The 20,142-nt window shown below is 62.4% G+C and carries 21 protein-coding genes, 1 pseudogene and 1 riboswitch; of the genes and pseudogenes, 5 read left to right on the top strand and 17 right to left on the bottom strand.

Annotated features, from left to right (window positions below):
* Positions 1-24: 24 nt before the first annotated feature.
* The 8 genes from FJ936_RS11750 to coxB all read right to left on the bottom strand — a co-directional run bounded on the left by FJ936_RS11750 (position 25) and on the right by coxB (position 6,750).
* Complete coding sequence (locus FJ936_RS11750; protein ID WP_181763123.1) at positions 25-780, bottom strand: SURF1 family protein; 756 nt, start codon at positions 778-780, stop codon at positions 25-27.
* On the bottom strand, positions 777-1,163 hold the full coding sequence (locus tag FJ936_RS11745) for a DUF983 domain-containing protein (protein ID WP_015318791.1): 387 nt from the start codon (positions 1,161-1,163) through the stop codon (positions 777-779). Before FJ936_RS11745 ends, FJ936_RS11750 begins: the two co-directional genes overlap by 4 nt.
* Positions 1,164-1,493: 330 nt before the next feature.
* Positions 1,494-2,375, bottom strand: a complete 882-nt coding sequence (locus tag FJ936_RS11740) for a cytochrome c oxidase subunit 3 (protein ID WP_015318792.1) — start codon at positions 2,373-2,375, stop codon at positions 1,494-1,496.
* Between the two features lies 1 nt (position 2,376).
* Positions 2,377-3,009 (bottom strand): cytochrome c oxidase assembly protein, encoded by a 633-nt coding sequence (locus FJ936_RS11735; protein WP_015318793.1) that lies wholly within the window; start codon positions 3,007-3,009, stop codon positions 2,377-2,379.
* Positions 3,009-3,170 (bottom strand): hypothetical protein, encoded by a 162-nt coding sequence (locus FJ936_RS11730; protein WP_015318794.1) that lies wholly within the window; start codon positions 3,168-3,170, stop codon positions 3,009-3,011. Before FJ936_RS11730 ends, FJ936_RS11735 begins: the two co-directional genes overlap by 1 nt.
* Positions 3,171-3,172: 2 nt before the next feature.
* Positions 3,173-4,117, bottom strand: coding sequence for a heme o synthase (locus FJ936_RS11725; protein WP_015318795.1), 945 nt, complete (start codon positions 4,115-4,117; stop codon positions 3,173-3,175).
* 75 nt (positions 4,118-4,192) lie between these two features.
* A complete protein-coding gene (gene ctaD, locus FJ936_RS11720; protein ID WP_015318796.1) occupies positions 4,193-5,845 on the bottom strand; it encodes a cytochrome c oxidase subunit I in 1,653 nt (550 codons plus the stop codon).
* A gap of 38 nt (positions 5,846-5,883) precedes the next feature.
* Positions 5,884-6,750 carry a cytochrome c oxidase subunit II gene (gene coxB, locus FJ936_RS11715; RefSeq protein WP_141906586.1) on the bottom strand — a complete coding sequence of 289 codons (867 nt, stop codon included), beginning with the start codon at positions 6,748-6,750 and terminating at the stop codon, positions 5,884-5,886.
* A gap of 378 nt (positions 6,751-7,128) precedes the next feature.
* Between coxB and FJ936_RS11710 the strand changes: the two genes are divergently transcribed.
* From FJ936_RS11710 to FJ936_RS11700, 3 genes are all read left to right on the top strand, one after another.
* Positions 7,129-7,689, top strand: a complete 561-nt coding sequence (locus tag FJ936_RS11710; RefSeq protein WP_015318798.1) for an invasion associated locus B family protein — start codon at positions 7,129-7,131, stop codon at positions 7,687-7,689.
* Between the two features lie 174 nt (positions 7,690-7,863).
* Positions 7,864-9,276, top strand: a complete 1,413-nt coding sequence (gene tldD, locus FJ936_RS11705) for a metalloprotease TldD (RefSeq protein WP_140791883.1) — start codon at positions 7,864-7,866, stop codon at positions 9,274-9,276.
* A gap of 235 nt (positions 9,277-9,511) precedes the next feature.
* Positions 9,512-10,195: a transglutaminase-like cysteine peptidase gene (locus FJ936_RS11700; RefSeq protein WP_181171394.1), complete on the top strand. Its 684-nt coding sequence runs from the start codon at positions 9,512-9,514 to the stop codon at positions 10,193-10,195.
* A gap of 223 nt (positions 10,196-10,418) precedes the next feature.
* Here FJ936_RS11700 and FJ936_RS11695 read toward each other — a convergent pair whose 3' ends face one another.
* Together FJ936_RS11695 and FJ936_RS11690 are read right to left on the bottom strand one after the other, a co-directional pair.
* A complete protein-coding gene (locus tag FJ936_RS11695) occupies positions 10,419-11,663 on the bottom strand; it encodes a class I SAM-dependent RNA methyltransferase (RefSeq protein ID WP_140791881.1) in 1,245 nt (414 codons plus the stop codon).
* Entirely contained in the window at positions 11,660-12,424 is a 765-nt protein-coding gene (locus FJ936_RS11690) for a TlyA family RNA methyltransferase (RefSeq protein ID WP_140724814.1), read from the bottom strand. The genes FJ936_RS11695 and FJ936_RS11690 overlap by 4 nt, the downstream gene beginning before the upstream one ends.
* A 174-nt stretch (positions 12,425-12,598) precedes the next feature.
* Between FJ936_RS11690 and FJ936_RS11685 the strand changes: the two genes are divergently transcribed.
* Positions 12,599-13,000: a GFA family protein gene (locus FJ936_RS11685; RefSeq protein WP_140617295.1), complete on the top strand. Its 402-nt coding sequence runs from the start codon at positions 12,599-12,601 to the stop codon at positions 12,998-13,000.
* Here the strand turns inward: FJ936_RS11685 and FJ936_RS11680 are convergent.
* From FJ936_RS11680 to FJ936_RS11655, 6 genes are all read right to left on the bottom strand, one after another.
* Positions 12,997-13,290 (bottom strand): hypothetical protein, encoded by a 294-nt coding sequence (locus FJ936_RS11680; protein WP_015318804.1) that lies wholly within the window; start codon positions 13,288-13,290, stop codon positions 12,997-12,999. The two genes, FJ936_RS11685 and FJ936_RS11680, sit on opposite strands and share 4 nt — an antisense overlap.
* A 148-nt stretch (positions 13,291-13,438) precedes the next feature.
* Complete coding sequence (gene dxs / locus FJ936_RS11675; protein WP_181171393.1) at positions 13,439-15,376, bottom strand: 1-deoxy-D-xylulose-5-phosphate synthase; 1,938 nt, start codon at positions 15,374-15,376, stop codon at positions 13,439-13,441.
* A 75-nt stretch (positions 15,377-15,451) separates the two neighbouring features.
* Entirely contained in the window at positions 15,452-16,372 is a 921-nt protein-coding gene (locus FJ936_RS11670) for a pirin family protein (RefSeq protein ID WP_140791879.1), read from the bottom strand.
* A gap of 39 nt (positions 16,373-16,411) precedes the next feature.
* The gene (locus tag FJ936_RS11665; protein WP_140724805.1) at positions 16,412-16,678 is read right to left on the bottom strand and encodes a DUF2277 domain-containing protein; all 267 of its coding nucleotides are present in this window, start codon (positions 16,676-16,678) and stop codon (positions 16,412-16,414) included.
* A 92-nt stretch (positions 16,679-16,770) separates the two neighbouring features.
* Positions 16,771-17,022, bottom strand: coding sequence for an exodeoxyribonuclease VII small subunit (locus FJ936_RS11660; protein WP_015318808.1), 252 nt, complete (start codon positions 17,020-17,022; stop codon positions 16,771-16,773).
* Positions 17,023-17,025: 3 nt separating this feature from the next.
* On the bottom strand, positions 17,026-17,952 hold the full coding sequence (locus tag FJ936_RS11655; RefSeq protein WP_141906585.1) for a histone deacetylase family protein: 927 nt from the start codon (positions 17,950-17,952) through the stop codon (positions 17,026-17,028).
* Between the two features lie 178 nt (positions 17,953-18,130).
* A riboswitch (cobalamin riboswitch) is annotated at positions 18,131-18,314 on the top strand.
* Between the two features lie 2 nt (positions 18,315-18,316).
* Here FJ936_RS11655 and bluB point away from each other — a divergent pair.
* A pseudogene (gene bluB / locus FJ936_RS30880) lies at positions 18,317-18,991 on the top strand (5,6-dimethylbenzimidazole synthase); the annotation flags it as partial.
* Between the two features lie 116 nt (positions 18,992-19,107).
* Here the strand turns inward: bluB and FJ936_RS11645 are convergent.
* The gene (locus tag FJ936_RS11645; RefSeq protein WP_246680452.1) at positions 19,108-20,091 is read right to left on the bottom strand and encodes a hypothetical protein; all 984 of its coding nucleotides are present in this window, start codon (positions 20,089-20,091) and stop codon (positions 19,108-19,110) included.
* Positions 20,092-20,142: the final 51 nt, after the last annotated feature.

Below are 20,142 nucleotides of genomic sequence, written 5' to 3'. Positions count from 1 at the left end.
TGGAAAGAGAGGCGTCGCTTGCGTTCATTCCTCTTTCGCGGGCCGGCGAAGCCGGAGGACAAGCACCGCGGCGAGTGCCGCGGCAAGCCCGTACCAGGTGACGGCATATTGCAGATGGCTGTTCGGAAGGTCGATGATGGTGACACCCCCGACCGGAAGGCCGCCGGGATTTGGCGTCTTGTCGGCATCGATGAAGATCGGCACCAAGGTGAACCCAGCCGGCAGGCCGGCGCTCGCGGCCATGACGTCGCGGTCCTTCCAGTAGAAGATGTTCTTCCCCACATCATTGTCGGGAAGCATCATGGAGGGCTTTGCCGGCAGCGGGTTGCGGGCAAGCCCGGTGACCGTGACCCTGCCCGTTACCTGTCCCTTGGCGCGCTTCGCCGCATTCTTGAGGTCGTAGGGAACAAAGCCGCGGTTGATCAGGACGAAACGACCATCGTCGAGGGCCAGCGGCGTATAGACATTGAAGCCGGCATCCCCTTCCCAGGTCGCGTAGAAATGCCGCTCGCCGGAATGCACGAAAGTGCCGGTGACAGTGACCGGCGTGTAGTCGACGTCGCCGGTCGAGGCGAATTCCTTCTCCACCTCGGAAAGCGGTCGTGGCGCCGAATGGGTGCGCTGGTCGATGGTCTGCAGCAGGCCTTCCTTCCAGTGCAGGCGCTGGACCTGCCAGGTGCCCAGCGCCAGCAGAATCAAGAACAACACAAGGCCAAGGACGAACAACAGTGCCGATCGTGGCCGCGAATGGCCGCGGTCTTTCAGGGACGCTTCGCTCATTCGCCGCGATCCAGCCGACCCTCGGCTGCTTTGTTGCTGTATTGCAGGGTGAGCAGCACGCCCTTGATCAACCGAAGCGCCGTGAGACACAGCACCAGGGCCAGTGGGATCCATATCAGCAGATGCAGCCAGAGCGGCGGGCTCAGCGTCACCTCGACCCAGAGCGCCAGACCGACGATGATGAAGCCGATGATCAGGATGACGAACACCGCCGGTCCATCGCCGGCATCGGCGTAGGAATAGTCGAGGCCGCAATTGACGCAGCGCTTGCCGACGGTGAGAAAGCCGGAAAACAGCCGCCCCTCGCCGCAACGCGGGCAGCGGCCGTGCAGGCCGGCCGAAATCGGATCGATCGGAGGCCAGATCGCCTTGTCTTCACTCATGCGTAGTGCCGTAATTCATGGCTATTGCTCGATCTCGATCGGCGTCCCATCGGCCACCATCGCCCAGATTTGTCCATATCGGACTCCGTAACCCCAATGCAGTCATCGGTCCAGTCGACCAATTGAAGCAGCCAGCCCCACTAGCTGAAGCCGCTTCGCCTCCTCGACGCGCAAGACCTTCTCGGGCAAGAGCCGGAATGCCAAGACGTTAAAATGCGCAAATTGAAGTCAGCCGCATCTTTCATCGATTGGCGATCCTTGCGCCGAAAAGAAGAAAGGCGGCCACGTCGCCGCGGCCGCCTTCCCGAAATTGAAACTCAAAAGGCTGGATCAGTGGCCTTCGATCACCGCGCCGACCGATCCCCAGACGTAGATCGAGGCGAACAGGAACAGCCAGACCACGTCAACGAAGTGCCAATACCAGGCGGCCGCCTCGAAGCCGAAATGCTGCTTGGGGGTGAAGTCGCCCTTCATCGCCCGGATCAGGCAGACCAGCAGGAAGATGGTGCCGATGATGACATGGAAGCCATGGAAGCCGGTCGCCATGAAGAAGGTGGCGCCGTAGATGGAATCCTTGAAACCGAACGGCGCGTGCATGTACTCGTAAGCCTGCACCATGGTGAACAGCATGCCGAGCCCGACGGTCAGCACCAAGCCGTTGATCAGGCCCTTGCGGTCGCCATGGATGAGCGAGTGGTGCGCCCAGGTGACCGTGGTGCCCGACAGCAGCAGGATGATGGTGTTGTAGAGCGGCAAATGGAAGGGATCGAGAACCTCCATGCCCTTCGGCGGCCAGACACCACCGGTAAACGTGTGGCGGGCATAGTTCTGCACCTCACCGGCAAAAAGGCTGGCATCGAAATAGGCCCAGAACCAGGCAACGAAGAACATCACCTCCGAGGCGATGAACATGATCATGCCGTAGCGCAGGTGCAGCGACACGACGCGCGTATGGTGGCCTTCATGCGCTTCCTTGATCGTGTCCGACCACCAGGCGAACATGGTGTACAGCACGATCACAATGCCGATGAAGAACAGCCACGGATTGGCGATGTTGACGCCGAAGATCGGGAAGGAGCCGCCTTTCAGGTATTCCATGAGGCAGACACCGCCAAAAGCGGTGACAAGCGCCCCTACCGATCCCAGGAAGGGCCATGGGCTCGGGTCGACGAGATGGTAGTCATGGTGTGGTTTTGCGTGCGCGTCTGCCATATCAACCCCCGAGATTTCCTTCGGTATCTGAAACTGTCTTGCTATTGCCCTGGGCCGGCCCGGACGACGCCACCGGCTTGGTCTTCTCGACCGGGAACATCGTATAGGACAGGGTGATCGTCTTCACGTCCTTCAGTTCCGGCACATTCACGATGTCGGGGTCCACATAGAACAGAACCGGCATGTCCAGCGTCTCGCCCGGCTTCAGCGTCGTATCGGTGAAGCAGAAGCATTCGACCTTGTTGAAGTACGGACCCGCCAGTTCCGGCTGCACGTTGAAGGTTGCGCGGCCGGTGACGGGGCGATCGAACTTGTTGGTCGCCTGATAATGCGCCTGCACGGTCTGCCCGATCTTCATGGTCATCGAGCGCTGGACCGGCTGGAACTCCCATGGCACGCCGGCGATGTTGGCGTCGAAGCGGACGGTGATCTCGCGATCGAGCACGCGGCCGGCATATTGCTTCTCGGCACGTTGCGTCGTGCCGCCATAGCCGGTCGCCTGGCAAAACATCTTGTAGAGCGGCACGGCTGCATAGGCCATGCCAATCATGCCGGTGAAGAAAGCAAGGCAGACAACCGCGACAACGCGGTTGCCGGTCTTGCCTACCGTCTTCTTGGACGTCTCGGCGCTCATCACATCGAGCCCGACAAATTGTGGCCGAACTTCACGATTGTCGCGATGTAGAAGATCACGACCAGCACCGCCAGCGCCACGCCGATGGCGATGGAACGGCTGCGCTGGGCCTTCTTCTGGCGATCGGTCAAGGTGACCGTTTCGAGTTCTTTCTCGGCCATGGTCATGCCCCACCCATGGCAAGTGCGCGTTCGACGACACTGTCAGCCAGATAGGCGGCGAAGATTGCGAAGAGATAGAGCAGCGAATAGGCGAACAGGGCCTTGGCCGGCTTCATGACGCGGTCATCGTCGGCTATGCCAAGCACTTTCCAGGCATACCAGACGAAACCAGCCCCCAACAGCAAGGCGGCCACGCCGTAGAACGGCGTCGTATAGCCGAGCAGCCAGGGCAGCACGCCGACCGGGGCCAGCACCAGCGCGTAGGCGAAAATCTGACGGCGGGTCGATGCATGGCCGGCGACGTTGGGCATCATCGGGATGCCGGCGCGGCCATAGTCCTCGGACTTGAACAGCGCGAGCGCCCAGAAATGCGGCGGCGTCCACAGGAAAATGATCAGGAACAGGATGATGCTTTCGAGGCTGACCGACCCGGTCACCGCGGCCCAGCCGATAACCGGCGGGATGGCGCCCGCTGCACCGCCAATGACAATGTTCTGCGGTGTCGAGCGTTTCAGCCACATCGTGTAGACCACGGCATAGAAGAAGATGGTGAAGGCCAGCAGCGTCGCCGACAACCAGTTGACCAACACGCCGAGCGTCATCACCGACAGCACCGACAACACCAGGCCGAAGCTCAGCGCCTCGTGCGGCTGGATCCGGCCGGAAGGCACCGGGCGGCTAGCGGTCCTGGTCATCACCGCGTCGATGTCGGCGTCGTACCACATGTTGAGCGCGCCAGAGGCGCCGGCCCCAATCGCAATGGCAAGGATGGCGATCACCGCCAGCAGCGGATTGATGGTCATCGGGGCCGCGACCAGTCCGACAAAGGCGGTGAACACCACCAGCGACATGACGCGCGGCTTCAGCAGGGCGAAGAAATCGCCCGCCGTAGCTTCCGACATACGGAAGCCCGCTTCGTCAATGCTGGTTTTGTCGACTAGGGCCATGCGTACTCAAGTCCATCATTCCGTTGGCCAAAACCGCCGGCGGGCCGGCGGTTTTGTATTCGAGCGGGAGCCGCCTTACTTGATCTTCGGCAGCTGCTCCCACTGGTGGAACGGCGGCGGCGAAGGCAGCTGCCATTCGAGCGTGGTAGCACCCTCACCCCACGGGTTGGCCCCGGCGATCCGCTTCTTCTGGAAGGCTTCGAACACGCCATAGAGGAAGATCACCACACCGACGGCCGAAATATACGAACCGTAGGACGAAACCATGTTCCAGCCCGCAAACGCGTCAGGATAGTCGATGGTGCGGCGCGGCATACCGGCGAGGCCGAGGAAGTGCTGCGGGAAAAAGATCAGGTTCACGCCGACGAACATGACCCAAAAATGGGTGTTGGCGATGACGGGCGAGTACATGTAGCCGGTCATCTTCGGGAACCAGTAGTACCAGCCGGCGAAGATGGCGAACACCGCGCCCAGCGACAGTACGTAGTGGAAGTGGGCAATGACGAAATAGGTGTCATGCAGCGACCGGTCGAGACCGGCATTGGCCAGCTGGACACCGGTGACGCCACCGATGGTGAACAGGAAGATGAAGCCCAGCGCCCACAGCATCGGCGGCTTGAACGAGATCGATCCGCCCCACATGGTTGCGATCCAGGAGAAGATCTTCACGCCCGTCGGCACCGCGATGACCATGGTGGCGAAGACGAAGTAGCGCTGCGTGTCGAGCGACAGGCCCGTCGTATACATATGGTGCGCCCAGACGATGAAGCCGACCGCGCCGATCGCGACCATGGCATAAGCCATGCCGAGATAACCGAATACCGGCTTCCTCGAGAAGGTCGAGACGATATGGCTGATGATGCCGAAGCCCGGCAAGATCAGGATGTAGACTTCCGGGTGGCCGAAGAACCAGAACAGGTGCTGGAACAGGATCGGATCACCACCACCGTCAGGCGCGAAGAAGGTCGTGCCGAAGTTGCGGTCGGTGAGCAGCATGGTGATGCCGCCGGCCAGAACCGGCAGCGACAGCAAGAGCAGGAAGGCGGTGACCAGCACCGACCAGGCAAACAGCGGCATCTTGTGCAGGGTCATGCCTGGCGCGCGCATGTTGAAGATGGTGGTGATGAAGTTGATGGCACCGAGGATCGAGGAGGCGCCGGCGATGTGGATTGACAGGATCGCCAGATCCATGGCCGGTCCGGGCTGGCCCGAAGTTGACAGCGGCGGATAGAGCGTCCAGCCGCCGCCCACGCCAAAGGCGCCAGGCGCACTCGGCACGAACATCGAGGTGAGCAACAGGATGAAGGCCGGCGGCAGCAGCCAGAATGAGATGTTGTTCATGCGCGGGAATGCCATGTCGGGAGCACCGATCATGATCGGCACCATCCAGTTGGCGAAACCGCCGATCAGGGCCGGCATGACCATGAAGAAGATCATGATCAGCGCGTGCGCGGTGGCAAACGCATTGTACATGCTCTTGCCGCCGTCGATCGCGGCGTCGCCGTTCATGCCATAGACCATCTGCGCAAGACCGCTGAATATCTGGATGCCAGGCTCCTGCAGCTCCATGCGGATGGCGACCGAAAGCGCGCCGCCGATTATGCCGGCCATGATCGCGAAGATCAGGTAGAGCGTACCGATATCCTTGTGGTTGGTCGAATAAACCCAGCGCACCCAGCCATGATACGGCTTGTGGTCGTGCCCGTCGTGAGCTGCAGCGTCTGCCATGTTCCGCTCCGTTCCCTAAATCTTGCTAACCCGCGGCATCAGTTGCCGGCGGCCGCTACCTTGTTCTGGCCATCGACCTCGGCCATGAGCGTCTTGTTGGCACCTGGCAGGTCGGTCTTGGCCGCGGCCAGCCAGGTCTTGAACTGCGTGTCCGACACCACACGAACGGCGATCGGCATGAAGGCATGGTCCTTGCCGCAGAGCTGCGAGCACTGACCGTAGTAGAGGCCTTCTTTCTCCGCCTTGAACCAGGTCTCGTTGGTGCGGCCGGGAACGGCGTCGATCTTGATGCCGAAGGACGGCACGGCAAAGGAATGGATCACGTCGGTCGCGGTGACAAGCACGCGGGTCATCGTGTTGACCGGCACGACCAGCTCGTTGTCGACGGCGAGCAGGCGCGGATAGACCGCGCGATCCTCCTTGCCGGCCTTGGCGCGATCGCCATCCTGAAGAATGGCCGAATTGAAGGCGAGCGTGTTGTCGGTCTGGTATTCGTAATCCCAGTTCCACTGGTTGCCGGTTGCCTTGACGGTCAGCTTGGCCTCTTCCGGCGGCGTATATTGGGCGGTCAGGAGTTGGAACGAGGGGATGGCGAGGCAAAGCAGGATGACGACAGGGCCGATGGTCCAGATCACCTCGATCAGCGTGTTGTGGCTGGTCTTGGACGGGGTCGGATTGGCGCTCGCGCGGAATTTGACGATGCAGTAGATCAGCAGAAACAGCACAAGGACCGTGACCGGGATGATAAACCACATCGTGTAGTTTCCGAACCACTCGATCTGCCGCATCATGTCGGTCGCAGGCGCCTGGAAGCCGATCTCCCACGGCCTGGGCTGGTCCGCATAAGCGGATCCGCAGGCGAGGAACGTGGCAGCAGCACCGGTGCTCGCTAGGAATTTTCTCATCGCCCTCTTCGTCTCCCAGTCTCTCGCCGGCTGTGCCCGCGAGAATAACCAACAATGCCGGGACGGGAATCCCGGACAGTCTCAAGCTGGTTCAAACCATACTCTTTTTCCCTCCGCAAGAAAGGAGCGGTCGAAACCGTGCGGCATTTTTGCGCGCAAGCTGACGTGGCTCTTCCGGGGCAATGGCCGTAGTGGCGAATCGCGTATGTTCGGCGGGCCGCACGCCTTGTGCCGGCGACACCCGCAAAGCGTCGTAATTCAGGCGAATTTGGCAAGGAAAAGCGCCGCATTGCCTTTTTAGGGACAGTTCGGCCACGGTCTCGTCCTTTACTTGGCATTGGCGCGGCTTAAAGTGCCGTGATTCGCAATGGAGCCGTCATGAACTCTTGGCTTTCGAGACTGAGGCATACGCGACTGGGCCTTTCGAGAACCTTGGCAAACGCCCTGTTTCTCGCGGTCCTGTGCGCGGCCGGTCTGTCCATCGCCGGCAACGCCAATGCTGCCCAGCCAAGCGGCACGGTGCGCTCGACCCATGGCGCATGGTCGATCATCTGCGACACGCCGGCCGGCGCCACCTCGGAACAATGCGTGATGATGCAGAACGTCGTCGCCGAGGATCGTCCGGAGATGGGGCTTTCGGTCGTCGTGCTGCGCACCGCCGACAACAAGGCCGAGATCCTGCGCGTGCTGGCGCCGCTCGGCGTGCTGTTGCCGAACGGCCTCGGGCTCAACGTCGACGGCAAGGACATTGGCCGCGCCTATTTCGTGCGCTGCTTCCAGGACGGCTGTTATGCCGAGGTCATTCTCGAAAAGCCGCTGCTCGACACGCTGAAGACCGGTACGTCGGCAACATTCATCGTTTTCCAGACCCCGGAAGAGGGTATCGGCATTCCCGTCGACCTCAAGGGTTTCGCCGAAGGCTTCGCCGCTCTGCCCTGATCGCGGCTTCGCGCTGAACCAGGCCTGGACGCGGCTTTTGCCGACCCCAGACGCATGCCTTGCGTTTAGCGAACGAAATCATTCGTCGGCGCCGATTCGTCATTGCCGATTGTGTGGGCGCGGCTTCACGCCTACATCGGGGGGGAAAGCAAACATCCCACGGACGGACGCGCCATGAACAGCCTGATCGGCCAATTCGACATTTCAGACGACCGCATCAAGCAGATCGTCGCTGACACCATCAAGGGCGCGGACGACGGCGAGCTTTTCCTCGAATACAGCGAGAGCGAAGCGCTGATGTTCGACAATGGCAAGCTGAAGACCGCCAATTTCAACACCGACCAGGGCTTTGGCCTGCGGGCCGTCGCCGGCGAGGCCAGCGGCTACGCTCATTCCAGCGACCTGTCCGAGGCGTCGCTGCTGCGCGCGGCCGAAGCCGTCTCGACTGTCAAGGGTGGCTATTCCGGCACGCTTGCCGCAGCCCCCGCCCGTACCAACCGCCATCTCTACGGCGACGAGAACCCGATCCCCTCGCCTTCCTTCGAGGCCAAGGCGAAGCTGCTGCAAGAAATCGATGCCTGGCTGCGCGCCGAGGATCCACGCGTGCGCCAGGTGACGGCCTCGATCGCCGCGTCCTGGCAGCATGTCGAGATCGTTCGTGCCGACGGCCAGATAGTGCGCGATATCAGGCCGATGGTCCGCGTCAACGTCTCGGTCGTCGTCGGCGACGGCGACCGCCAGGAAAGCGGCTCCTATGGCATGGGCGGGCGCAAGGCATTCGGCGAATTCCTGATCGAGGATAGTTGGAAGCACGCCGCCAGGGAGGCGCTCCGGCAAGCGGTGGTCAACCTGGAGGCAATCCCGGCCCCGGCAGGCACTTTCGACATCGTGCTATCCAATGGCTGGCCGGGCGTGATGCTGCACGAAGCCGTCGGTCATGGTCTTGAAGGCGATTTCAACCGCAAGAAGACGTCGGCGTTCGCCGGCCTGATGGGGCAGCAGGTGGCCGCCAAGGGGGTGACGGTCGTCGACGACGGCACCATCCCAGAGCGGCGCGGCTCACTCACCGTCGACGACGAAGGCACGCCTTCGGCCCGCAACGTCTTGATCGAGGACGGCAAACTGGTCGGCTACATGCAGGACCGGCAGAATGCCCGGCTGATGGGCATGAAAGCCACCGGCAATGGCCGGCGAGAAGGCTATGCGCACCAGCCGATGCCGCGCATGACCAACACTTACATGACCTCAGGCGACATGGAGCCGGACGAAATCATCGCCTCCGTCAAGAACGGCATCTACGCCGTCTCCTTCGGCGGTGGCCAGGTCGACATCACGTCGGGCAAATTCGTGTTCGGCTGCACCGAGGCCTACATGATCGAGAACGGCAAGGTGACGCAGCCGATCAAAGGCGCGATGCTGATCGGCAACGGGCCTGATGCCATGCACCGCGTCTCGATGGTCGGCAACGACATGAAGCTCGACAACGGCATCGGCATGTGCGGCAAGGCCGGCCAGGGCGTACCCGTCGGCGTTGGCCAGCCGCATCTCAGGATGAACCAGATGACGGTCGGCGGCACGCGGGTTTGAAACTCGGTGCCGTTCCGGTGTCATCGCCCGCCGTGACGTTTCCGGATGCAGGCGCCCTCCACCATGCCCATTGTGATCCTGACAGGGGCCGGCCTGACAGGGACCGGCTTTGCGGCGGCCGGGACCTTGAAGTGGACACAATCCACATTAACAAATTATTAGGTCTTTGACTGCCTGGGCTGCCTCTCGAGCACGAACGCAGCACCAGTTCCTCGTTGCGGTGGTGGTTTTGGCAATGCGGCACTCCCCCGTCCTGGCTCTCCTGCTTGGCTTTGTTTCGTTGATTGGTGCGGCATCGCTGCTAGCCAGTCCGGCGTCGGCCCAGTCGACTTTGTTCAAGTCGCGATCGACCCAATCTTCCATGGATGGATCACGCTCTGCCTCCGTGGGTGGAAGCACCAGCGTCCCCTACGGTTGGATCGATTTCTGTCATCGCCGCCCAAAAGAGTGCAAGGTGCCGGCTCTGCCGGCCGCGAATGTCAAGCTGACAGCGCGGACCTTCCGCATCCTCAAGCGGATAAATCAGAAGGCGAACAGCGCCATCAAACCCGTCAGCAATTTCGATCACTGGGGCACGATGGCGGACCATTGGGATTATCCGGTTGACGGCAAAGGCGATTGCAAGATCTACGCACTCTACAAACGCAAGCTCCTTCAAGAGGCTGGATTTCCCCGGCAAGCGCTGTTGATGACGGTCGTGCGCGATCTCAACAATGAGGGCCACACCATCCTGACGGTGAAAACCGATAAAGGCGATCTTGTCCTCGACAATATGGTCGACCAAATCAGGCCTTGGAACGCAACCGGCTACTACTTCCTGAAACGTCAATCGCAGCAGAATCCGAATGTCTGGCAGTCGGTCAACCAGCGAGGCGGCACGCCGAAAACCTTCGCGAATGCTGCAAAGCTCGCAGATTGAGCCTGCCTGGACCGTACGGTTCAGGCATTACAGGCGTTCGGCGGCTTTTTTAGAGCGGTTCGGTGTTTGATAGAATCGCTGAACCGCTCTCTCTTCATTTCGACGCAATTCCGGACGGAAAACCGCTACCCATTCTTCCTGGAGTCGCTTTAACCGGAGGATCCCGCAGCAGCGCTTCGGAAGCGCGGTTTTCTGTGGCCTCAGCAGTCTGAACGAAACGTGCTCAGCCGCGCCTCTTCTTGGGTTTTTCCAGCAAGGCGACCGCCTCGACATGTGGCGACCACAGGAACTGATCGATTGGCGTCACGCTGTTCAGGGTATAGCCGCCGTCGATGAGAATGCGCAGGTCGCGGGCCAGCGTCACCGGGTTGCAAGACACCGCGGCAACGTATGGAACGTCCGAGCGGGCGATCTGCGTCGACTGGTCTTCGGCGCCGGCGCGCGGCGGATCGAAGACAAGGCCGTCGAAGGCGTTCAACTCCTTGAAGGTCAGTGGCCGGCGAAACAGGTCGCGTCGTTCGCCCGTCACCCGCTTGAGGCCGGTCGCGAAACGTGATGCCCGGTCGAGCGCCGAAAGCGCGGCCGCGTCGCCTTCGACCGCATGGACTTCCGATTTCGCCGCCAGCCGCAAGGCAAAGCTGCCGCAACCGGCAAAGAGATCGGCAATTTTTTTTGCACGCTTCAGATGTCCGGCGACGATCTCGGCCATGGTCCGTTCGGCGGCCTCCGTCGCCTGCAGAAAGGCGCCGGGCGGCACGGCGACCGCAACACTGCCGAACATGACCACGGGCTTCCTTGGTTCGATGACGATCTCGTCATCGATGGACAGCCTGGCAAAGCCTTGCGCAACGACAAAGTTGGAGGCGATACGGCGCTGGTGTTCGCCGAGCTTGCCTGACTCGTGCACCGCGATGTCGAGGCCGGAACCCGTAACGGTGACCGCCATCCGGAACGATTTGGTGGTGGCGCATATCAATTCGGCCAGCGCCCTCAGCTGGCCGAGTGCCGCGACGATCTCGGGCAGTGAGATCGGGCATTCGGATATGGAGATGATCTCGGGCGACAGATGGCGATTGAAGCCGAGCAGCATGCCTGCGTCCGTGCGCCGGGCGGCAAGCACGACGCGGCGGCGCGACTGCGGCGCGCAGGCGACCAGTTCGCCAATCTCGCACTCGATGCCCTTGCCCTTCAATGCGTGCACCACCTTTTCGCGTTTCCATCGGCGATAGGCTTCGGTCTCGAAATGCTGGAGGGCACAGCCGCCGCATTCGGTGAAATGGCGACAGGCTGGTTCGACGCGCAGCGGAGAGGCTTCCAGCACCGCCATCAGCGTGGCGCGATCCCGCTCGCGCGCGGCGGTGACGATCTCGCCTGGCAGCGTGAAGGGAATGAACAGATCGCCGCTCTCGGTTTCGGCGATGCCGTCGCCCTGCGATCCGAGCTTTCGTATTGTGAAGCGTACGCTCATCGGTCCTTGATCCCACCGAGCAGGAATTCGCGATTGCCGTCGCCACCTTCGATCGGCGACAGATGCAGGCCAAGCGAGCGCCAGCCGGGAACGGCATCCAGCCAATCCTGCAGCAGGCCCGCGACACGGGCGGCATCGAAGGGATCCTTCAACAAACCGCCCTTGCCGATCGCCTCGCGACCGGCCTCGAATTGCGGCTTGACCAGAAAGATCGCACCGGCGCCGGGATTGGCAATGGCGAGTGCCGGCGGCAGCGCCAGTTTCACCGAGATGAAACTGACGTCGGAAACGATGAAATCCGGATTGCGGCCGGCAAGATCGGCAACGGTGAGATCGCGCGCGTTCAGGCCCTCGATCACGGTCACGCGCGGATCACCACCGACATCAGGATGCATCTGGCCATGCCCGACATCGATTGCCGTGACATGGGACGCGCCGCGTTCGAGCAGCACCTGGGTGAAACCGCCGGTCGAGGCGCCGATGTCGAGGGCCTCGCGACCGGCCGGGTCGAGGCTGAAATGGTCGAGCCCGGCGATCAGCTTGAGCGCGGCGCGCGAGACATAGGCTTGCGCCGGATCGTCGATGGCGACAACGCATTGCGGCGAAACGTTCTGGCCGGGCTTGCGGGCTATGGCGCCGTCGACCGTCACCGTGCCGCGCTCCACCGCGTCGCGGGCGCGCGAGCGGCTGGCAAACAGCCCGCGCTGGACGAGCAGGTCGTCGAGCCGCTGGCGTGTGCTGGCTGGCAGAGGCGAGTTCATCGGCCTTCTCTGACGAAAGCCCGCGGTGAAGGCAAGGACATTAGATGGACCAAAGTGATCCTACGAGAGCGGCTGGTGCATCGAACCAGGCTGCGGCTTGCGCCCATCATGCCGGGTCCGGCAGAATATTGGTCACGAAGAGCCCTCTGTTTGTCGCAACTCGAAGGAGAACGAATGCTGACGGGAACCTGCCACTGTGGCGCCGCCCACTGGACGCTGGAGGGCGACCCCGGCCCGGTGACGGCCTGCAACTGCACGCTTTGCCGCCGCTATGGCACGCTCTGGGCCTATGATTATGTCGACGAACGCATTCGCGTTTCGGGGCCAATGGGCAGCTATACGCGCGCCGGACAGGAAGACCCGTCGCTCGAGATCCTGTTCTGCCCGCGTTGCGCCTGCGTGCTCGGCTGGCGCGGACTGCGCGCCAGCGCCTCGGGTCGAAGACGCATGGCCGTCAATGTCCGGCTGGCGCCCCCCGAGGCCGTCGCCGATCTGCCGATCGACCATTTCGATGGCCTCGACACTTACGACGATCTGCCGCGCGACGGCCGCTGCGTACGCGACATGTGGTTTTAGAAGATGGTTCGCGGAGCCTGGCGCTCGATGGCTGGAGACAAACCGTCGTCTCGACCGCCTGAAGCCTGCTCACGCGCATGCCCGGTCGCAACAGGTGATACAGGCGAAGGATCCGGCGGCACCACAAGCTGCGGAATTTGCTTGTAGGAAAAGCCGCCGCGGATATCGCCCATCTTGCCGGCGACAATGCCTATCGCCGCCTTTTCGAGATTGCGGTCGTAGGGCGTTTCGGCGGCAGCCGGTACGACCATCACCGCCAAGAAGGCCGCGCCGCACAGAAGCGTCTTCATTCTCGTTGTCTCCCTGCCTGGCTGTGATCTAGCAGGGCGGCGTTGAAAAACGGCCAAGGGACAGGGTAAGCAAAACGCCAAACGGCAACGTTAACAATGCCTTATAAAATCGAGCCGGCAAACTGATTCAAGCTGTTGAGGTTTTGATTCAGGCGCGCTGGGCGCGGACCGTATGACCGAGCGCGGTGAATACGGTGCGCACGATTCCGGCGACGTCGAGGCCAGCATCGGCATACATCTTCTCTGGCTTGGCGTGGTCGGTGAAGTCATCCGGCAGCACCAGCGGGCGTACCTTCAGGCCGCTTTCGAGCAGTCCTTCATGGGCGAGGAATTGCAGCACATGGCTGGCGAAGCCGCCAATTGCGCCCTCCTCCACCGTCACCAGAACCTCATGCGAGCGGGCCAGCCGCCGGATCAGATCCTGGTCGAGCGGCTTGGCGAAACGGGCATCGGCGACCGTGGTGGAAAGCCCGGCCGCGCCGAGTTCCTCGGCCGCGATGAGGCAATCCTGCAGCCTTGTGCCGAAGGACAGGAGGGCAACCTTGCTGCCTTCCCGGACGATGCGGCCTTTGCCGATCTCCAGAACAGAGCCGCGCTCGGGCATGTCGACGCCGACGCCGTTGCCGCGCGGATAGCGGAAGGCGATCGGCCCGTCGTCATAGCTGGCGGCGGTGCGCACCATGTGACGCAATTCCGCCTCGTCGGCCGCGGCCATTACGACAAAGCCCGGCAGGCTTGCCAGGAAGGTGGTGTCGAAGGCGCCGCAATGGGTGGCACCGTCGGCGCCGACAAAGCCGGCGCGATCGATGGGGAAACGCACCGGCAGTTTCTGGATCGCGACGTCATGGACGACCTGATCGTAGGCGCGCTGCAGGAAGGTCGAATAGATCGCGGCGAAGGGCTTGTAGCCTTCCGTCGCCAGGCCGGCGGCGAAGGTCACCGCATGCTGCTCGGCAATGCCGACGTCGAAAGTCCTTGACGGAAACACCTCGCCGAACAGGTCGAGGCCGGTGCCGCCCGGCATCGCGGCGGTGACGGCGACGATGCGGTCGTCCTCGCGCCCCTCCTGGATCAGGCTTTCGGCAAACACCTTGGTGTAGGCCGGTGCATTGGCCGGCGCCTTGGCCTGTGCGCCGGTGATGACGTCGAATTTGTTGACGCCATGATACTTGTCGGCGGCCGCTTCCGCCGGCGCGTAGCCCTTGCCCTTCTGGGTGACGACATGGATCAGCACCGGACCCTTGCCGTTGTCACGGACATTTTTCAGGACCGGGATGAGATGCTCCAGATTGTGACCGTCAATCGGGCCGATGTGATAGAAGCCGAGTTCCTCGAACAAGGTGCCGCCGGTGACGTAACCGCGCGCATGCTCGACCGCGCGGGTGATGGCTCGATCGGCCCGCTTGCCGAGATAGGAGGTCAGCTTCTTGCCGAAGTCGCGCAGGCCGACATAGGCCTTGCCGGAAGCCAGACGCGCCAGATAGGCGCTCATGGCGCCGGTTGGCGGGGCGATCGACATGTCATTGTCGTTGAGGATGACGATGAGGCGCGCATCGAGCGCGCCGGCATTGTTCATCGCCTCATAAGCCATGCCGGCCGACATGGCGCCGTCGCCGATGACGGAGATGACATTGTTGCGCCCGCCTGAGAGGTCGCGGGCGGCGGCCATGCCGAGGCCGGCCGATATCGATGTCGAGGAGTGGGCGGCGCCGAACGGGTCGTATTCGCTCTCGGCTCGGCGGGTGAAGCCCGACAACCCGCCTTCCTGGCGCAAGGTGCGGATGCGGTCGCGACGGCCGGTCAGTATCTTGTGCGGATAGGCCTGGTGGCCGACATCCCAGATCAGCCGGTCATCGGGTGTGTTGAAGACATAATGCAGCGCCACCGTCAGTTCGACCACGCCAAGGCCGGCACCGAGATGGCCGCCGGTGCGCGACACCGCGTCGATCAGTTCGAGGCGAAGCTCTGATGCCAGTTGCGGCAAGTCGCTCTCGGCCAGCGTGCGCAGGTCGGCCGGGACGCGAACCCTATCGAGAAGCGGCGTATGCGGCGTTGCGTTCACGTTGGGCCCAGACTTTCTGTTCATCGGCGGGATAGGCCGCCGGCCGGCGAAAGTAAATGCGTGTCGCTGACGCGGACGGTCAGCGCATCACCGATCTTCTCAGCCTTCCGGCAGCGGTATGAATTCTTTCTCATCGCCAGGAACGATATCGAAGCGGCCAGTCTTCCATTCCTGCTTGGCCTGCTCGATGCGCTCCTTGGACGAGGAAACGAAATTCCACCAGATGTAGCGCTTCGAACCAAGCGAGGCGCCGCCGAACAGCATGAAATGCGCACCGGTCGATGACGATATGACGATCTCGTCGCCGGGCCGGAATACCAGCAGCCGTTCCGCTGGGAACGCATCACCCGAAATCGAGACCTCGCCCTCCAGCGTGTAGATGGCGCGCTCCTCGGCATCGGCTGGGATTTTTACGCTGGCGCCGGGCGCCAGCCGCAAATCTGCGTAGAGCGTTTCGGAATCGGCCCGCACCGGAGATCGCAAACCCTGGAAATCACCGATGACGACGCGGCCGCTGACGCCTTCGGCGTCGATTTCGGGAAGCCGCAGCGCCGCTGTGTTCTCGAACACCGGTGCCACCTCTTCCTTGCCGTCCGGCAGAGCCAACCAGGTCTGCAGGCCGGAGATCGACATCGGCGCGCCGCGCAATTCCTGCGGCGTGCGCTCGGAGTGGACGATGCCGCGACCGGCCGTCATCAGGTTCACGTCGCCGGGTTGAATGACCATTTCGGTGCCGAGCGAATCGCGGTGCCTGATCTTGCCGTCGAACAGATAGGTCACGGTCGACAGGCCGATATGCGGGTGGGGACGGACATCGAGCGCCTGGCCCGCGCGCATGATCGCGGGACCCATTCGATCGAAGAAGATGAACGGCCCGACCAGGCGCCGCTTGGCGGTCGGCAAGGCGCGACGCACCTCGAAACCGCCAATGTCCTTGGCGTTGGGGATAACCATCAGCTCGATCTGGTCGCTGGCGAAGGCATCGCCGGCCTCAGGGTCCTTGCCGGGGAAGAAGCTCATGAACTCTCCTCGTCAGCGGTCAGTGGGCGCTTGGGCATATCAGGCGAACCGGATCGCCGCTTTCGCTTTTAATTTGGCCGCCACCTCTTCGCGATTGCGAGGATGCTGGTGGGTTTCGAGGGAATCGAGCAATTCGCGTGCGGATGCCGCGATGGCTTCGACCGCATGATCGAACACATGCTGGTTCTTGGCAGAAGGCCGCGTCGTGCCGCTCAGCTTGCGGACAAACTGCAGTGCCGCGTCGCGGACTTCGTCGTTGGTTGCCGGCGGATCAAAATTGAACAGGGTCTTGATGTTTCTGCACATCGCTTCCGTATCTCCTCTTGTCCGTTTCAATCGGGACGAACTGTATCCTCAATGATGATCGTGTCCAAAAACCGGTAAGGCTGCTCCGGACCTCAGTCCGCGTCGAGCGGCTCGGTTCCAACCGGCTTGCCGTCGCGCGACAGCCTGATCTTCTCGACCTTGTCCTCGGCGGCCTTCAGCAGCCGGTCGCAATGAACCTTCAGCGCCTCCCCGCGCTCGTAAATCCGGATCGACTGGTCGAGCGGCACGTCGCCACGCTCCAGATCATCGACGATCTTCTCCAGTGCGTCGAGTGCCTGTTCAAAGCTCATCGCCTTGACGTCTTCGTTGATCTCACCGGTCATCATTCATCCTTTCATCAGTCGCCCGACATGGGCGGCGACCGAAAATGCCAATCCCTGCAGATCGTAGCCGCCCTCGAGCAGGCTGACGAGCCGGTTGCCGCCGTGGATTGCGGCGCGCTGCATCAGCTGGCCGGTCGCCCAGTCGAAATCGTCCTCGGTCAGATTGATTTTCGCCAGCGGGTCGCGATGGTGCGCGTCGAAGCCGGCCGAAACGATAATCAGATCCGGCGCGAAATTGTCGAGTGCCGGCAGCACGCGCGACAGGAACGCATCGCGAAACACCTCGCTGCCCGTCCGAGGCGCCAGCGGCGCATTGACGATGTTGCCGGCGCCGGTCTCACTCTTCGCGCCCGTGCCGGGATAAAGCGGCATCTGGTGCGTCGAGCAATAGAGCACCGAGGGATCGTCCCAGAAAATATCCTGCGTGCCGTTGCCGTGGTGCACGTCCCAGTCGACGACCGCGACACGCTCGGCGCCGTGCTTCTTCTGCGCATGGCGCGCTGCGATTGCCGCCGTGTTGAAGAAGCAGAAGCCCATGGCCGTGGTCTTTTCGGCATGGTGGCCGGGCGGACGGGCGGCGACGAAAACGTTGTCGGCGCGGCCCGCAAAGACGTCGTCGACGGCAGCATTGGCGGCACCGATCGCCGTAATCACCGCTTGCCAGCTTTTCGGGCTGGCGGTGGTGTCGGCGTCGATGCGGGCAATGCCTTCGTCGGGGATGGCGGCGCGGACACGCGCGACGAAATCGGCGGGATGCGCGTAGAGGATGGTCGCCTCGTCGCCGTGCGGTGCCTCGACGCGGTCAAGCGTGGCAAAAGCTTCGTCGTCGAGCACGCGCTCGATGGCGCGCAGGCGGTCGGGCCGCTCGGGGTGACCGGGCGGCGTGATGTGTTCGAGAAAGATCGGGTGCGTGTAGAGACGGGTGGCCATGCCCCCTATCTAGTGCCCCGGCGTCGTGATGGCCATGCGTTGCGGCTTGATCGCTGGGGAAAATCGAACCTGCGTCCATTCATGTCGCTGCGGGCATTGGCGGCGCCGGCCCTTCGGCGTAAGGTCGCAACCACTGCCTGGTGCCCGCCGGGCTGTTTGTTTTAGCGACATTCTGCGACGCCAAGTGATTCCACTTGGCTGCAAATGCCTTGGCGGGAGAATCGGGAACACGGTTGAACTCCGTGGCGTGCCCAACGCTGTGAGGGGGACCGCGCCGGTAAAATGCCACTGTCGATGACGGGAAGGCACCGGACGCGGGTTGATCCCGAGCCAGAAGACCGGCCTGGCAGGCATCGTCATCCGCATGGTCAGGCGGATGACATCGATTGCAATCGCAAGGGGACAAGCGATGCCGGAAGCTATGACCGCTCCAATGGGCGATGGATTTGACCAGATTGCGCGCGACGCTGTTTACCGCGCCATGTTTACGCGGCGCGACGTCCGCAGCCATTTTACATCGGAAGCGATCGACGACGAAGTGCTGGCGCGGCTGCTGCTTGCCGCCCATCACGCGCCATCGGTCGGCTTCATGCAACCCTGGAACTTCATCGTCATTCGCGATGCCGCGCGGCGGGCGGAAGTGCGCGACCTGTTCCTGGCCGCGCGAGAACGGGAACTGCCTGAAATCGAGGCAGAACGGCAGGCGCTCTACCGCAAGCTTAAGCTGGAAGGCATTTGCGAAAGCGCGCTCAACATCTGCATCACCTGCGACCGCGAGCGCTCGAAAGGCTCGCCGCTGGGGCGCTGGCACAATCCGGAGATGGATCTCTACAGCACGGTCTGCGCGGTGCAGAATTTTTGGCTGGCGGCACGCGCCGAGGGCGTCGGCGTCGGCTGGGTCAGCATCATCGAGGCGCAAGCGCTGAAAAGCTTGCTGGGTATTCCCGATCAAGTGACGCCGATCGCCTATCTCTGCGTCGGCCGCGTTTCCGAATTCGCACCGAAGCCGGATCTCGAAACACACGGCTGGGGCCGGCGGCTGCCGTTGCCCGAGCTTATCATGAGCGAGACTTTTCGCGGACAAGGCGAAGCGCCGCTCAAATCAGCAGTGGCGCGCCTCGGCACCGTCGCCGGTGCGCCGGCGAGGCCGGTTGATCAGCTCGTCGCGCCGGCAGTGCCCCACCGTGAGCCACCGAAAGAAGCCAGTGCCCTGTCCTTGAGTTCCCTGAACTTCGACGAGGCTTCGGCCAGCCTGGCGTCCCAGGCGGCATCGGGCACCTGACCCTCGATGGTCTTGAAATAGACCTGCATCAGGCAGGCAATGGCGAACGGCTCGATGAAGGCCGCCTTGAAAGCCCAGGCAAAGACGATTGCCAGCACGAAAGCCCAGCCGGCGAGCTGCCCGGGCATGACGTAAAGAATAGCGGCTGCCGGAGCCAGCATCAGCAGGAAAATCACGAACGACACGCCCCACATGATGACCCCTAGCCAGACGGCATTCTTGACCATGGTCTTGCCGTTCTGGGCGTAGAGCACAACGCCTTGGCGCGCGGTTTCGAACGGCGAGGACGAACTGTTGCGGATGTTGTAGCCGAGAATGATCTCGTCGACATAGGTCAGCGACAGGCGAATCACCGTGTTGAGGAACGAAACCAGGCCGCTCAGGCCAGGAATGGGCAGGAAGGCCGCGATGCCGCCGAGCAGGCCGGTGATGGCGCGTATGGCGCCCTTGACCAATTGGTCGACGACGAAAAGGATGTTGGCCTCGGCAAAACGCTCGGTCACGACCTCTTTCGCGTAGGCGATCTGGTTCTGGCCATTGGGAATATCATGGCCCTCGATCAGATGCACCATGACGGCGATATGGCCCGCCTTGACGACGTAGAGGATGTATTCGCGGATCCAGTGGACGGCGATCGAGACGATGCCGAAACCGACCACGCCGCCCCACATCGCAAAAGACAATGGTCCGTCGGGATCGGTGGAAATATGGCCGACGCCATAGCCGACGGAGGCGCCGGTGCCGGTGGCCACGATGTAGGCCAGGGTGATCCCAAAATAGATGATCATGCGAAAGACAATGAAAGGCCAGGTCCGCATCATGATGGACACCGACCTGCCGATATCGAAATCCCACATGCCCGAATCTCCCCTCAGAGATGGCTGCGGAGGATGCGCTCAAACCGGCTA

This window comes from Mesorhizobium sp. B2-4-13 (assembly GCF_006658535.1).
Taxonomy (GTDB): Bacteria; Pseudomonadota; Alphaproteobacteria; order Rhizobiales; family Rhizobiaceae; genus Mesorhizobium; species Mesorhizobium australicum.
The sequence above is the reverse complement of the archived record's forward strand: the minus strand, read 5'-3'. Positions and strand labels throughout refer to the sequence as shown.